Below are 15,284 nucleotides of genomic sequence, written 5' to 3'. Positions count from 1 at the left end.
CCCAAAATTCTATTTTTCTAATTCGTTCAAAATTCGTTTGCAAGCTTCACCGTCCCCATAAGGGTTATGTGCAAAGCTCATTGTTTGATATGCGGCGTCATCGGTAAGTAAAGCATTCAAGTTCGCTGTAATCGTATTGACGTCAGTTCCAACTAACTTAACCGTACCCGCTTCAACCGCTTCTGGTCGCTCGGTCGTATCGCGCATTACTAGTACAGGTTTACCTAATGAAGGCGCTTCTTCTTGAATACCGCCTGAGTCAGTTAAAATGATGTGCGCTCGGCTCATTAAGTAGATAAATGGTAAGTACTGCTGAGGCTCAATAAGATGAATGTTATCAATATCAGCAAGAATGCGATTGACTGGTTCACGCACGTTTGGATTAAGGTGCATCGGATACAGGATTTGTGTATCGGGATGAGTTTTCGCTGTAATGGCAAGCGATTCACATATACGCTCAAAACCGCCACCAAAGCTTTCACGGCGATGACCAGTAACCAAAATTAACTTTTTGTTTTCATCTAAGAACGAGAATTGAGCAGAAAGGGTTGCGTTCAAATCTTTATCAGAATCAATTTTATCTTTGACCATTAATAGTGCATCTATCACAGTATTGCCCGTAACGATAATATCGGCTGGGTTAAAGTTTTCTTTCAACAGGTTTTCTTTTGACGTTGGCGTTGGTGCAAAGTGGTATTTGGTCAATGTGCCCGTTAATCGGCGATTGCCTTCTTCTGGCCACGGAGAATATATATTGCCTGTACGAAGACCTGCTTCTACGTGCCCTACTGTGATTTGCTCATAATAAGCAGCTAAACTTGCTGCAAACGTTGTCGCTGTATCACCATGCACTAACACCACGTTTGGCTTGAAGTCTTCTAGCACAGGCTTAAGCTCTAACAAAATACGCGCGGTGACTTCGTTAAGCGTTTGGCCAGCCTTCATCAAATTCAAATCATAATCAGGCGTGATTTCAAATAGTTCTAAAACTTGGTCAAGCATTTCACGATGTTGAGCGGTAACACAGCACTTCGCTTCAAAGCGATCATCGGTAGTTAGAGCATGAACAAGAGGTGCCATTTTGATGGCTTCTGGACGCGTGCCAAAAACCGTAAGGATTTTTTTCTTAGTCATTTTGTGAAGTTTCCAACCAACAGGTGAAATAAAAAGAGATGATTTTTTACTTTTTTGTTCCATTCATTTTGAGACAATCGATTTTCGCCCACCCCTTATAAAATCTAGATTCTACTTACTTTTTAAAAACCGCCCGATAGGCCGCCAAAAAATCATTCTGAAATTTTAGTGCTGATTTCGTTGATGCTCATTACACTTTAGGCACGCTACCGCCCTTAGGTTTCGCTCCTATAAGCAAGATTCATCATCGGTGGGGGAATTTTTCCCTTTTGTGTGGGGTTAATTCAATTAGTACAATAATAACAACGCAGGTGTATATTGTCGACTCAATCTATCCGTCACTCCTAACACGCTAACACTCCCAATTTACCTAACGAAAGCATTGCACACCTTGCGGGTACTGGGTTATGAATAAGCGGTTTTCTTGTGCTGCGTCGTAGTGTTTTTTTATACTAATGAAAATGTTGCCGTTGTCGTACAGTGAATCGAAGCTTTGATTTCTGTTCGTATTAAAGCAACGTAAAAACAAGGTTAAGAACTCACCGGTATGCCCTTCAATTCGCACTACCTCTTTTTATAAAATCATTAATTTTCTGGTTCATCGCGGATTAGCAGGAACTAAAAACAAAAACGGTAGTAAGTGATATGATTTAGTCGCCAAACAAAAAATAAACACCAGTTACCTTTTTCATGCTGAATCATACTTCCTACCTTCATTCTGGGAGGCTTTCAGATAGTAAAGTCCACCATATAACTTCACTTATCACCCTCGCCCTGCACTCTGCGGCTAAATGCCCTTGTGGGCTTGAAGCTCAATCTGTCCATGGGTATCAAAGAGATAGATAATCCTCCACTGAACCTCCGATTTAGTGGGAGGGAGTTAAGTCAACTCGTCATGGGCGAGTTCACCATATCCAAGGGGTATCGTTATACCACTATCATCGCGGATGCTAAGATTCATCAATGATTTAGATAGGGTCAAGTCGCAGCCGTAAGAGCGTACGACCGTTCTTTGAGCGATTAGGAGAGCATAGAAAAATATCAAAGCTGTCGTGATGGACATAAATACGGCCATGGGTGATGGATAGACTCATAGTCGCCAAGCCAATAATTTAGTAATATAAAAAGGATTGAGAGCTCACGCTGGGTATCAGGACAAGATTACGAAGTCCCTTGTCCTGCAAGGACTAGCGAAAGATAGCTGTTGCTACGGTTCGCTTTTTTCTACTTTATTTTTATCCCAGCTTTGAAGCTGGTTTCTTCCGTCAGCAGGTTTAAAGCTATATGTCTTATAGCTACTAAGTTCTCACCTGCTTGCTCTCGGCGTCTTCGACACACATCTTCTTTAAAGCCAACGTCTAGCCGCCAATGCATCTGATTCTCAATACTCCAATGTGCTAGCGTACTCTCTAGTAAAGCTTTAGCCGTCAGTTTTACTGAGCTTATGTAGTACTTGATTTGCATCGTTTCTGCTGGCTTATCACCTTCTTGGCGAATTGAAACGACCATGCCAATGGTGGAGAGTCCTGCCCAATCAAGCGCTATATTGCCTAAGACATCTGTATTGTGAACAACCATGCTCAAGCGTGTTTCTGTACGGCCATGCCCTTTTCTTGAGTGACGTATTTATCGCCTTCAAAACTATCAAGCATAGTAGAGTTAAACACTTGGCCAATCGCTTGCTCCAATCGTTTTTGATTACCTTTTACTGCTAAAAGGTAATCTGCGTCTTGAGCGACTATCTTTTCAGCTATGTCCCTTTGGCATCCCATAGTCTAAGCAACCTCGCAAGGAAAGTATCTCAATCAGTTCAGGGATCGCTTTTATTTCGTTGCTTTTATCTGCTGTTTTAACCTGCCCTAACACAACTTGATTTACTGCACTAAAAGCTCTGACCATATGAATTGCACCACTACGTTTGTCTTTGTTGTATGTACCTCTGAGGGTTTTGCCATCGATAGCAATAACTTCACGCTCAGTCACCTCATGACAGTCTTTCATCCAGACTGTAAAGCATCGTTGTAGTTGCTTGGCGGAAATAAGATTGATAACTCGGGCAATTGTATCGTGTACCGGTATGCCTTGTTTGAAATCACCATACTGTTTAAGCCATTCCAAGTTATCTTCACCAAAATCCTCCCAACCATCTGCACCAGCAATCACTGCGGCAATAGTTAAGAAGATAATATCGGTAGTGTGTGCTCTATTTTCCAAGCTTGGCGAGGGTCTCGAATAACTGAAATATGGTCCAAAAGGCTTAATCCATTCATTAGGCTAAATATCTGCTATTAAAAAACAGTATATGATCACACCTAAATCTGATCATCAAATCGATCTTGAATGTATTGAAATCAGTGTAACTTCAGTGTAACTTCAGTGTAACTTCAGTGTAACTTCAGTGTAAAAATTAGTGAAAGTATTACTTTACGTCATCCCTTATTCCATAAGATTTTTCATGATATTACCCTGATATCGAGCTTTAGATACGCTTCGGTGACACCGAAAACACAGAATAAAATCAATATATCGGGGAAGGGGACTGTTGAGATAATGCTTGCTCAATATAAAAAGAATGGATAAGTAGCCTCGGTCATTATCTCCGACAGAAAATGACAATGCTGAGTCAGCTCCACATCGATTATAATCCAGAAAGAAGGTACTGGACTCTTGGTAGAATGAGTCCCATGGACTTTGAACTAATCAACCAAACCCCAGTGTCTACTTTTCAGGATCATGTCATTTCGAGGCTCGATCATTCGCATCTCGTTACTTCTTTTTAGCTCTCCGCTACTCTAATTCTGAACCTGCTCTTTGGCTCCTATTATTTATCACTTGAATAAGCATACGAGTAGTAACCATACTCATATGAACTAGAGGCTTTTTTTTCTATCGCATTAAAGATAACGCCTTTCACTTCAATACCTGATTGTTCAAAACGGTTACGAGCTACATCTATCTCTTTAATGGTGTTTTGACCATAACGAGCGACCATTAATGTGGTGCCAGCGAAGGCGCCGACAATGCTTGGGTCGGTTACCGCAAGTACCGGCGGGGTATCGACAATCACTAAGTCATACTCTTTTGCCGCCCACTCCATTAGCTCTGCAAAGCGTGAGCGCATGAGCAGTTCTGATGGGTTGGGCGGTACTCGGCCGCGCGTAATGATGCCGAGGTTTTCAACTGAAGTCGACTTCACTGATTGAGCGAACCCTTGTTTGCTGCTCAATACATCAGAAAGGCCGTTATCCCAGTTCACTCCAAAGCTTTGTTGTAGGTAACCTTTACGCATATCGGCATCAATCAACAGCACTTTTTGGCCTGTTTTTGCGGCTACTGCAGCAAAGTTGGTCGAAATAAAAGATTTACCGATGCCCGGTGCAGGGCCTGAGATCATCAAGACGTTGTTTTTCGCTTCTAGCATCGCGAAGTGCAAGCTAGTACGAAGGCCGCGCAGTGCTTCAACCGAAAGATCAGCAGGGTTCGATTCAGCAAGCAGTGCTTGAGCCCCCTTAGTTTGCTGTTTCTTCGATTTAAAGCGATTGGTTAGCTCAATTTGTAAGTCAGATTTTGGAACGGCAGCATAAACAGGTAGGCCGATTTTTTCAATTTGGTCTGGGCTTTCAACACCACGGTGGAACGCTGCTTTCACTAGTACAAACGCGACACTTAGCATGCCACCCAGTAGCGTCGCTAATACAACAATCAGCGGTTTCTTCGGTTTAACGGCGCGAGCATAGGCTTGCGCGTCATCTAAGATACGAACGTTACCGACAGTACCTGCTTTGATGATGCTTAGCTCTTGAACCTTGTTTAAAAGCTGAATGTAGATTTGTTGGTTTACTTCAACATCACGTGTCATACGCAGTACTTCACGCTGTGTTTTTGGTAGCTTTTGTACTTGCTTATTTAGGCGATCTTTCTCACCCATCAACGTTTTACGTTTATCAAGCAGGGCTTTATATGCGGGGTGATCTTTGGTGAAGCGTTGACTTATTTCACTCTCTTTAAACGTCAACTCGTTCAATTGCGCTTCGAGCTCTACCATTACCTTTAGGGTTGATTGTGCTTCTAAACCCAAATCGATCGATTCGTTTTCTTGGCGGTAATTGTTTAGTACGTCTTCATAGCCAGTTAACTCAGATTTAATACCAGGAAGGTGGCTCTCTAGGAACTCTAGGCTCTTCTCTGCTTCTGCTGAGTTACGCTTCACGTTCTGTAAGAAGTAGATCTGACTAATGTGATTGAGTATTTCAGAAATCTGCTGTTTGTTTTCGCCTTCAAAGCTCAACTTCAGAATGCCGGTTTGCTTACCTTGCTCAGACAGAGACAAAGATTTCTTTAGCCATTCGACCGCTTCTAGTCGGCTGCGCTGGCCAATCGAGAACTCAAAATCGTTATACGATTCAAAACCTGCCACAAACAAGCTGTAGTCGTTGGCTGTTGCTAGCTCACCCACTTTGCCTTTCAAGATAACGCGCTCATCATCACGTACCAGTTGGTAGGTGCCTTGTTCGGCATCGATAATCTGAATCGTATGTGCGTAGTCGCTCGCATAGCTTGGCAACGTAAAACGGCTCACCACGATGTGGTTGATGTCACTGGTTAAGCGAGCAAACCCTTTACCGACGATTGGTGCATAATTCGGTGAGGTTACAGTAGTTAAATTGAATTTATCAACCGTTTCACCCAAGATCATACGTGATTTAATGATCTCAACTTCCGTCGTCGCAGAGGATTCCTGAGAGAACAACTCGCCCATGTCACCGACCATCGATGAAATACCGCCAGAGCTCTTTTCTTCAATTTGAATAAGTGCATCCGCTTTATAGATCGGTGTTAAAAGCAGAGCAAACGCAATACCAAACACAGCAAAGGCAAATGTGGTGAGCATGATTAGCCATTTAGCATCTAATAAGATACCAAGTAGTTTTCCTAAATCTATCTCATCAGCGTTATCTGTGTGTAATTGCTGAGATGGTTGTGTTGTCATCAGATTACTACTTCCTAAACTAGTATTTTAAAGAGAAGTTAAATACGGCTTATGTACTTCTCTTTTGTATGATTCTATTAATCGCTATGTGTCATAGCTTAACTGGCCATCTCTAAAGCTTAACGAGCTCTAGCTAACGCCTCACTTTCTTCTCTAAAGCTTTTTCGCCCAAGCTTGTGCTGCTTCATCAATCAGCTTATAGGCATATTCAAACGCTTCACGGCTTTGACGATGCGGATCGGGAATGTCTTTTGGGCCAATCCACTGACCAAACAACATAGTTTTACCACGCGCTTCCGGTGATATTTGAGTGAGCGCCTCCATATGGGCCTTCTCCATCACCAATATCAAATCATACTGGGTACAAAGCTGTGGTGTAACTTGTTGCGACTGATGATTTTCAACATCGACACCATTTTCAGCGGCAATTAAAATCGCCGTGTCGTCTGCTGGCTTACCAATTAAGCGGCTTTTTTCAGCAGCTATACCGGCAGAGGCGACTTCTTTATTGGGAAGTAATTTTTGTAAAACTCGCTCTCCAGTCGGGGAACGACAAATGTTACCCACGCAGACCACTAAAATTTTATTAAACATAACTGACTTCTAACTGTAATGGGCTTATAAGCTGAACGTACTTATAAACTAAATATACTGATAAACCGAATGCACTTCTAAACATAAAAAATCAGGCCACACGTGAAGTACGACCTGATTACTGTTCTATCTTAGCCTAAGGCCAATTACGAACACGTAACGCACCTTCGGTTAAATTATTAAATCCGTTGATGGTTGGCAGCAACTGCCCCACAACACGGTTCCAACGGCTGATTGGCGCGGCGGTAACATAAACAATATCGTAAGGTTTTAAATCAAACTCGGTGCCAATCACCAATGCTGATGCATCTTCTATATTGAGTTGGTAGATATCCGCCATACGTTCTGATTTATCATCAGAAGTTCGAATAACAAACACGCCCGTTGCATCAGCTGTCAGTTCATTTATTCCACCAACATTACTGAGCGCTTCCGTCAGGCTCATCCCCACTCTATCGATCTTCAAGAGCTTCGGTTCTTTAACTTCACCCATCACGAACACTTTCTGCTTATCATTACGCGGCACGTGAACAATGTCACCGGCTTGCAACAAGCGGTTTTGAGTTAGGTCACCACGTTGCATTAAGCCGTAAAGTGAGAGGTTTTCTTCTACGCCATTACGCGTTAATGAAACATTACGCCAGTCGGCATTTTCAGACAAACCGCCCGAACGGTTCACAGCATCAAGTAACGTTAAAGGGATGTTGGTAATCGGCTGCTGGCCAGGTTTAGACACTTCGCCAGTAATATAGGTTTTCTTTGAACGGAAAGCCGCGACGTTAACATCAACTTGAGGGCTTTCGATGTACTTTGCTAAACGACTAGCAATATCAGCACGCACTTCACGAACGGTTTTTCCCGCAACTTCTACTGTACCAATATATGGATAGAAGATGGTGCCGTCTGCATGAACCCAGTTCCCCGCTTCGGTACTACTACGGTAAGAGCCCGCAGGAATCGTCAGTTCAGGGTGGTCCCAAATGGTGATATTTAGGATATCACCGACACCCACTTGGTATTCATACTTTGCAATATCAACATCTAATGTCGGGTTAGCTTGGGAAACCGATAAAAATTCATTTCGGTAACTCGATACTGATTGAGCGGTCAGTGGGTAAAGGTTAACCACATCAGAGATATCAGACTCTTGCTGTTCCTCTGAAGGCTGAATCACATTTTTGTTGCCAGTAGAAAGGTGAGTTCCTGGAGTCGTACACCCTGCAAGCAATGCTGGAAGGAGCGCTAAAAGGAGACGATTTTTATTAATCTTCATGTTAACCAAGTCATAGAAACGGAATGTGTAGTGATATCCTAAAGGACACCCAAAGAAGTTAAGAATAAACAATTTTATCAGCTACGAAGTATTTAGGAGAGTTAAGGAGAGCTATTACCGTGACCTCACTCCCACTAAATATCAAAGATAAGAACGCTACCGCCCCTTGATATTCCGCGACATCACACTGCGTAGTTATGTTGCTCCTATCAGGGTGGGCTTGATTAGGAGTGTTTTGTATAAAATGCAGACAATTGTATGCTTGCATACGGTTAGTTTAATCCGTAAGCATTATCCACAAATTGTGGTTATTATCAACCTAGTTGAATGGTTTAAGGTTAAAGAGCTTAAGAGCTTAAGAGCTTAAGAGCTTAAGAGCTTAAGAGCTTAAGAGCTTAAGAGCTTAAGAGCTTAAGAGCAGATGCTGGATGCGGAAAACTAAGAGTAGGCTCAAATCCCGCTTACTCGTTACCCGCATCTGCCCTTACACCTATTTAACGCTACTTGGCCTTTGGAACCAAGGTGAGCGCGCATCAGTCTGATCGAACAAGTTGTACTGTTTATTCAACACTTGCCCACCGTCACGTGTGATCGGTAACCAGGTGAAGCCAGCGCGGCTTGAGCTTGGTTTCACGGTAACTAAATCAAACGGAATCGATACATAGAAGCCTTTGGTATAACTACCTTCACCGTACTCTTCGGTTGTCATGTCGGTTAGGCTGACAAACGCACCAGCGATCACACCGCTCTTGAACTGCTTAGAGAAGTCGACACGAGTACCGATATCACCGGCAAGGAATTTACCGACGCCCACTTTAAGTAAGGTATCGCTCAAGAAATCCCATTGTGGGGTGTAGTAGCCTGTGATGAAGCCGGTCGTACCTTTATCGATCACTTTGTATGTTCGGCTGCTATCGTCTGGGTTGACTTGGTTCTCTTCATCAAACGTGCCAAACCAGCTTTCTGGATCGCGCTGGCTTATTGCTGTCATGTCTGCGCCAATCGCCCAGTTTTGGTTGAATGGACGATAAAGGATTTCGCCACCTACACCCGCGAACATGCTCTCTAGGTAACCACCGTAGGCTTGGGTGTAGACACCGCTGCCATAGTCTTCAAACCACGTCAGTTGCAAACGGTCTAAACGAACCGGATCATCAACATAAGAACGGAACAAGGTTCTTACTCTTGGCGTTTGGTCAGTGCCATCTGATGGGACGGTATAGTTAAACTTGTCGTAGTTATCAATTAAGTTAACGTACAAAGAGCCCGACAATTCAACATTGTTTAACGCCCAGAACGAAGCATTGGTGTATAAACCCAGGCTATATAAGTAGAAGTTTTCAGCCGAACCGAACGATTGCGCTAGGTTTGGTGAAATCGACACATCAAATCGCTCGCGCCCATCATGATAGATAACGGATTTCTTGCGCTCTAATTCGTGAATATCGGTTGCATCACTGGTTTGAGCATTAAGGTAAGAGTTGTTCGCTGCCGCTTTGAACGCTTGAGCATCTACCGTTGTCTCAGTAAGTTCCAGCGATTTATCATTTTCGATGATTTTGTAGGTGTCGATGTAACTCGGGACTGCATTCGCGATAACCGTTGCACCACGTTCCAGAGCAATATCTCGGTCTCGGTATTTAACTTGAGTACCTTTTACTACAATGCTGTTATCGTCGACCAAGATTTGTGCTTGTTCATAACCCGCGACCGTTTCAAGATCATCTGCGAGGGCCGCCATATCAATATCATCCACCGTCTCAACATCACTCGGGCGCAACTCAGCAGTTTCGGTGTCTCGCCACACAGAATACAATTCATTGAAGTTGGTAGAGAGATCAAAACCAAGGGTTAAAGTATCGCCGCGCTCGTAACTCACTTTAGCTGAGCCCCAATCTGTAAAGCGATACACAGCCCCCACGTTCCATGGCGTGTGTTGTGTCATGTCGACACCACCACGTACTACTGGGAAATCTTGAGAGTAGTCGTTGCCATCGTATTCAAGCTTCAAGGTTAACGGCTTATAAGGGGTTTGATATTCAAAACCACCATAAATCGCCGCATCGCCTTTAAACCAGCGCTCAAAATCGACACTGCCACCATTGCCTTTATAATCAGATGGGCGTTCACAGTACTTGTCACTGGCTTTACACAATGGGTTCGTGAAGTTGCCACTGGTGCCCATGTATCCCCAAGCCATGCCCAAGGTAAAATCAACCGGGCCAAAGCGTTTGGTGGCCGCAACAAACTCGCCATCAAATAAACCAGTACCACCAAAGTCACGCACACCGACCGACACTTCCGGTAGATAGTACCCTTCTTCGATTAAGCGCAGTTTAAAGTCGATGCCTTTATCTGTGTATTTAGTACAGCCACTGAATGAGTTTTGAGAGCAATCTTGGTCCGCACCACCGCTATAAAGCAGGTCTTGCACCTGTGTATAACGAATGGTGGTTTCAAGCCAAGGCATCACCTGTAGGCTGACGTTATAAAAGTAGTATTCATTGTTAAACGAAGCACTAAAATTGAACTCACCTTCCGGTGCCATTCGTCCTGTCGGCATTTGCATTAAGCCGACACCACCAAAGTTCATTTGCGATGTTCTGTATTCGCTATCGTCGAATGATGATATTTCTGCTCGAATCGAAGAGGAATCAATGGTTGCTTCTGCAAAAGCAGAAGTGCTGTTCGCTATTAACAAAGCGCAGATAACCGATGTGCACACTGCCGATAGAGAGAATGATTTCTGTTTCAGCATTACAGGCCAACCTTATGACGTAGCAAATCGACGATATCTTGGTTCAACGTTGAGTATTCTGATGGCAAAGAGTAAAACGCCATAAATACGATGGCACCTGGTGCTAGGTAAACTGGCTGTTCGTTCCAGTAAGCGTATTGAATGGTTTGCACCACGCCATCTGGCTGAACAACATATGCCACGCTTTTATCTGCGGATTCGCCAATAAAGCCGTTCGGCAATGCATCGAGATAATCATTCAACGTTCCATGCTCAATCAGATTCATTGTTACCGACTCTTTCATTACACCCATCAACTGAATGAACGTTGGTCGTTGTGGCAAGTACAGAGAAAAGGCTTGAGTTTGACTGGCTGACGGCTTGTTAGTATGAGAACTTGAAACAAGCAGGGGATTCTTATCTGATTGAGAGATAACCGCATTACGATCTAACTCAATAAAAACTCGATTGAGGTATTGGAAAGAGGCTAATTGTTGCTTTACCAGTTTTGCTTCTGGTTCTTCTACCGAGAAAGCGTCAAGCTGGTTAAATACATTGCGTTTTTTGGCTTCGATATCTTTGTTAGATTCAGTCACTTCAGTATTGGTTTTATCAAACAGTTGAGCTGAAAGGGGGAAGTAACCAATACTGCCGCTAGCATTTTCGTTAGAGTTAGCGTTCGCGTCCTCTAACACCTGAAGCAATCTAACGTTAGCTTTATACTCAAGCGTCACACCTTGAAGAGGAAGCTCAATTGTTGTTTTAATCGAAGGCGTAATAACGTTAGATGCTGCAGAAGCGTAGCTAACAGTACACAGAGAGAACAGCGCGCTCAAAGCTAACAAGTTTCTCATCATTAACAGAGCTCTCACTACTGGCAACCGACGCCCCGTCATTTTTGATGCGTGACTCATATAATTCATCATTTTAGTTCATTACCCTGTTCGTTAATTGCTTTGATAATGCTTAAGGACGGTTAACTCAAGCCTTGTCATATCAGGGCCTAAATACTGTATGGTTTTGACCACTTTGCCTTTTCTGTCGACCCAATACTCGTTGGTGATGTCTTGTTCTAACATTGGGAATTGAATTTTTTCTTGGAACTTCTTGGTATCGATAGACACTAACGGAGTTTCAACCGTTTCATTTCCCGCATACGTGCGGGTGATATTTGCTTTATAGCCGAATCGATAGTTAGGCTGCCAGTCGTACACCGCTTGCCACTTTTGGGCACCTGGGTTCGCTGACACATCAAACGCAGAAGAAGAATCTGGTGACGAGCTGTTTGCAGACGAGAACGTATTTAACGATTGGAATGCCAAACCTGAAAGGTTTTCGTAAGGAAGCAATAGCGTTTGTACGATACGTCCATTTTCAGTGACGATCATCGCTTTGTCAGAAGACATCCACTTTAACTGCTCTGCACCCGTTTGCGGGTTTTGTCCTACGTAGGCCAAAACCATGAAGATTTTACCTTGGTCATTCACTTCCGCATAAATGCTGGAATACGGTAAGGTTTGAATGTATTCCTTCGACAGCTCAACATCAGAGCTTCCAAAAAAGGCTTCATCAAAAGTAGAATTAACGTCTTGAAACTGCTGAGAACAACCAGCAAGAAAAAGACCAAGAGATATGATTAGAGGTTTAAGCATGACGAGTTCTGCTTCCTAGCAATCTGGTTGCTGCTGTCCAATATGGAAAATTAATCAATTAGATATAAAAAAACCACTTTATGCTTTCACATAAAATGGTTTTAAACATACGTTAACTAAAATATGTATTACTCAAAAATTATCGAGTAGTTGTTGTAGTCGTTGCACCGCTTTCGTTAGAAGCAACTGCTACTGCTGCCGCTGCTGCTACTGCTGCTGTCGCTACTGCAACTGTTGTTGCTGTGCCAGCTGCTGCTGCAGATGCACCAGCGCCTGCTGCTGTACCTGTGCTCGCGCCAGTACCAGTGCCAGCTGCTGCTGTCGTTTCTGCTGCAAATGCAGCACCTGAGAAGCTAACTGCTAATGCAGCTGCTAGAGCCATCTTTTTCATAATGATTTCCATTAATATAAACGTTTATATGTAGAGGGTAAGTTTTACACCCTCAATCAGTTGCTCAGCTTAAACAACTGATTGATCATCATAGATAATAACCACAATCAAGTAAATGAGTAAATCATAAGCAATACCTTATAAATCCTTCTTGAGATAACGCTTTTTGCACCACAACATGCTTCCTCTGTATTCTCCTATCCTTTATCGCTATACTCCTAACCTATAATTTTTCGCCCAATAACGAATAAGAGTTGAAAACATGCAAGACTTAGTTCCATTTGTTCAAGAGAATATGATTTTAGCCATCGTATGGATCGGCTTGGTTGTTGCCATCATTGCGAACGTTATCAAGACATCAAACGCAGCCTACAAAGAGATCACGGCAGCGCAAACCACACACATGATTAACCGTGAAAATGGTGTTGTGGTTGATATTCGTACTAAGGATGAGTTCAAAAAGGGCCATATTACGGACGCAGTTCACATTTTGCCGTCAGACATCAAAGCAAATAGCTTTGGTAGCCTTGAAAGCCACAAAGCAGACCCAATCATCGTAGTATGCAAGACAGGTCAAACCGCTCAAGAAAGCGCTAATCTGCTGGTTAAAGCAGGTTTCGAAAACGTAAGCGTACTGAAAAGTGGCTTAGTAGCTTGGAGCGAAGCTAACTTACCTTTGGTTAAAGGTAAGAAGTAGTTCAAGGCAAGAAGTAAGCTGACCTGATTACACGAATATGACTTTAAGGTTTTGTTCGGCGATATGACGAACAAGACCTAATTATAAATTTTTAAGGACAAGAAAATGGCTGAAGCAGCACAACAAGACGCACAACAAAACTTCGCAATCCAACGTATCTTCCTAAAAGACGTATCTTTCGAAGCGCCAAACTCTCCAGACATGTTTCAAAAAGAGTGGAACCCAGATGTAAAACTGGACCTAGACACTCAAAGCCGTGAACTTGGCGAAGGCGTTTACGAAGTAATCCTACGTCTAACGGTTACAGTTAAGAACGCAGAAGACACTGCATTCCTTTGTGAAGTTCAACAAGGCGGTATCTTCTCTGCAAGCGAAATGGAAGCTGGCCAACTGGCACATTGCCTAGGTGCATTCTGCCCGAACATCCTGTTCCCATACGCGCGTGAAACAATTTCTAGCCTAGTGGTTAAAGGTACGTTCCCACAATTGAACCTAGCTCCAGTAAACTTTGATGCTTTGTTCATGAACTACCTACAAAACCAAGCTCAACAAGCTGAAGGCGAACAGGCTTAAGTCTCACCGTAGAACTTAACTCTAACGATTCAAGCGCTAGTTAGCTTTTAAATGCACATCGCAACTTCTGCGATGTGCATTTTTTCTTTACACTGTACTAAGATTGAAAGCTCTGCTTATTTTAGTGGAAAGCTTTTCTTTCTTAGTAGAAATTTCCAGAACTCTTCGATTTCCCTCATTATTTTTAGGTGGAAGCATGACAGAAACAACTAACACGACAAACGCCTACGGCAAAGACATCGCCATGACAGTCATTGGCGCAGGTTCTTATGGGACATCTTTAGCTATATCTTTAGCGCGTAACGGTGCAAACGTTGTTCTTTGGGGTCATGATCCTGTTCATATGAATCGCCTTGAATCAGAGCGTGCGAATAATGAGTTTCTGCCCAATATCGACTTCCCAGAAAGCCTAATCATCGAGTCAGACCTTGAGAAAGCGGTAACAGCAAGTCGCGACCTTCTCATTGTCGTTCCTAGCCACGTGTTTGGTATCGTTTTAAATAGCCTTAAACCTCACTTAACTACGAACTCTCGTATCTGCTGGGCAACGAAAGGGTTAGAGCCAGAAACTGGCCGCCTACTTAAAGATGTCGCGCACGATGTGCTTGGTAATGGGTACTCGTTAGCGGTTCTATCTGGCCCTACTTTTGCAAAAGAGTTAGCGATGGGCATGCCAACGGCTATCTCTGTAGCTTCACCTGATGAAGTTTTCCTAGAGGAGCTTCAAGAAAAAATTCACTGCGGCAAAACATTCCGCGTATACGCAAACTCAGATTTCATTGGCATGCAACTTGGCGGTGCAGTTAAAAATGTCATCGCTATTGGCGCAGGCATGTCGGATGGTATTGGTTTTGGTGCCAATGCACGTACCGCTCTTATCACACGTGGTTTAGCTGAAATGAGTCGATTGGGCGCAGCCCTTGGTGCACAACCAGAAACCTTCATGGGTATGGCTGGACTGGGCGACCTAGTACTAACATGTACCGATAACCAATCGCGAAATCGCCGTTTTGGCTTGGCGTTAGGCTCAGGTAAAGACGTCGACACTGCACAAGAAGAAATTGGACAGGTAGTCGAAGGTTATCGCAACACCAAAGAAGTTTGGTTATTATCAGAACGTATGGGCGTTGAGATGCCAATTGTTGAACAAATTTATCAAGTGTTGTATCAAGGGAAAGATTCACACCTGGCAGCGCAAGATCTACTTGCTCGAGATAAAAAGTCAGAGCGATAACATCACGCA

11 protein-coding genes and 1 pseudogene are annotated in these 15,284 nt (G+C 43.3%); 3 read left to right on the top strand and 9 right to left on the bottom strand.

The annotated features are described in order from the left end of the window. Positions 1–9: 9 nt before the first annotated feature. The 9 genes and pseudogenes from wecB to IHV80_RS01005 all read right to left on the bottom strand — a co-directional run bounded on the left by wecB (position 10) and on the right by IHV80_RS01005 (position 12,771). Positions 10–1,134, bottom strand: coding sequence for a non-hydrolyzing UDP-N-acetylglucosamine 2-epimerase (wecB, locus tag IHV80_RS01045; protein ID WP_192889786.1), 1,125 nt, complete (start codon positions 1,132–1,134; stop codon positions 10–12). A gap of 1,161 nt (positions 1,135–2,295) precedes the next feature. Continuing rightward, a pseudogene (locus tag IHV80_RS01040) lies at positions 2,296–3,404 on the bottom strand (ISAs1 family transposase). A gap of 551 nt (positions 3,405–3,955) precedes the next feature. Next, entirely contained in the window at positions 3,956–6,124 is a 2,169-nt protein-coding gene (locus tag IHV80_RS01035) for a polysaccharide biosynthesis tyrosine autokinase (RefSeq protein ID WP_192889785.1), read from the bottom strand. 153 nt (positions 6,125–6,277) lie between these two features. Then, positions 6,278–6,718, bottom strand: a complete 441-nt coding sequence (locus IHV80_RS01030) for a low molecular weight protein-tyrosine-phosphatase (protein ID WP_192889784.1) — start codon at positions 6,716–6,718, stop codon at positions 6,278–6,280. 136 nt (positions 6,719–6,854) lie between these two features. Then, complete coding sequence (locus IHV80_RS01025; RefSeq protein ID WP_192889783.1) at positions 6,855–7,991, bottom strand: polysaccharide export protein; 1,137 nt, start codon at positions 7,989–7,991, stop codon at positions 6,855–6,857. 490 nt (positions 7,992–8,481) lie between these two features. Next, a complete protein-coding gene (locus IHV80_RS01020; RefSeq protein WP_192889782.1) occupies positions 8,482–10,749 on the bottom strand; it encodes a YjbH domain-containing protein in 2,268 nt (755 codons plus the stop codon). Continuing rightward, complete coding sequence (locus IHV80_RS01015) at positions 10,749–11,654, bottom strand: capsule biosynthesis GfcC family protein (protein ID WP_192889781.1); 906 nt, start codon at positions 11,652–11,654, stop codon at positions 10,749–10,751. Before IHV80_RS01015 ends, IHV80_RS01020 begins: the two co-directional genes overlap by 1 nt. Positions 11,655–11,675: 21 nt before the next feature. Then, positions 11,676–12,380 (bottom strand): YjbF family lipoprotein, encoded by a 705-nt coding sequence (locus tag IHV80_RS01010; protein WP_192889780.1) that lies wholly within the window; start codon positions 12,378–12,380, stop codon positions 11,676–11,678. 139 nt (positions 12,381–12,519) lie between these two features. After that, positions 12,520–12,771 (bottom strand): hypothetical protein, encoded by a 252-nt coding sequence (locus IHV80_RS01005; RefSeq protein WP_004733264.1) that lies wholly within the window; start codon positions 12,769–12,771, stop codon positions 12,520–12,522. A 262-nt stretch (positions 12,772–13,033) separates the two neighbouring features. Here IHV80_RS01005 and IHV80_RS01000 point away from each other — a divergent pair, with 262 nt between their 5' ends. From IHV80_RS01000 to gpsA, 3 genes are all read left to right on the top strand, one after another. After that, positions 13,034–13,468: a rhodanese-like domain-containing protein gene (locus IHV80_RS01000; RefSeq protein ID WP_017081647.1), complete on the top strand. Its 435-nt coding sequence runs from the start codon at positions 13,034–13,036 to the stop codon at positions 13,466–13,468. 105 nt (positions 13,469–13,573) lie between these two features. Beyond that, the gene (secB, locus tag IHV80_RS00995) at positions 13,574–14,041 is read left to right on the top strand and encodes a protein-export chaperone SecB (RefSeq protein ID WP_009847959.1); all 468 of its coding nucleotides are present in this window, start codon (positions 13,574–13,576) and stop codon (positions 14,039–14,041) included. A gap of 196 nt (positions 14,042–14,237) precedes the next feature. Then, positions 14,238–15,275, top strand: a complete 1,038-nt coding sequence (gene gpsA, locus IHV80_RS00990) for an NAD(P)H-dependent glycerol-3-phosphate dehydrogenase (RefSeq protein ID WP_192889779.1) — start codon at positions 14,238–14,240, stop codon at positions 15,273–15,275. Positions 15,276–15,284 lie beyond the last annotated feature (9 nt).

Origin of the sequence: Vibrio bathopelagicus, assembly GCF_014879975.1 — a bacterium.
GTDB classification, from domain to species: domain Bacteria; phylum Pseudomonadota; class Gammaproteobacteria; order Enterobacterales; family Vibrionaceae; genus Vibrio; species Vibrio bathopelagicus.
This window is presented reverse-complemented; position numbering and strand designations above follow the sequence as displayed.